Annotated in this window: 1 protein-coding gene; it reads left to right on the top strand. The window is 37.1% G+C overall.

Annotation, left to right across the window (positions count from 1 at the left end):
- Window positions 1-490, top strand: a 490-nt coding sequence (locus CXF62_RS01475) for an IS3 family transposase (protein ID WP_145990524.1), incomplete at its 5' end; no start/stop codon positions are given.
- Window positions 491-523: the final 33 nt, after the last annotated feature.

The following is a 523-nucleotide window of genomic DNA, read 5'->3' as shown; positions in this document are numbered from 1 at the left end:
GCCACATAAGCGGTGGCTCACTGATATTACCGAGTTTAAGGTAGGTGACAATAAATTATATTTATCACCGATACTTGATGTTTATAACAATGAGATAGTCAGTTATACGCTCGCAAAAAGGCCAACCTATGATTTGGTAAGCCAAATGCTTGATAATGCATTGGACAAGACTGGAAAACATCGTCATAAGACGTTAATGCTACATTCAGATCAGGGATGGCATTATCAAATGAAGCCGTTTAGGGAGACACTTAAAAAGCATAAGATAAAACAAAGTATGAGCAGGAAAGGCAACTGCTTGGATAATGCGTTAATGGAAGGATTCTTTGGTACATTAAAGTGCGAGACTATCTATATCGACAAACCTAAAACAATTGAAGCATTAGAGAGACAGATTCATGAATATATTCATTACTACAATCATGAACGTATTCAGCTTAAACTAAAAGGACTGAGTCCTGTACAGTACAGAACTCAGTCCTTGAAATAAACGTAAACCGTCCAAGATTTGGGGTTCAGTTCA

This window comes from Psychrobacter sp. MES7-P7E (genome assembly GCF_002863645.1).
Taxonomy (GTDB): Bacteria; Pseudomonadota; Gammaproteobacteria; order Pseudomonadales; family Moraxellaceae; genus Psychrobacter.
Note: the sequence above shows the minus strand (reverse complement) of the source record. Positions and strands in the feature narration are given on the sequence as shown.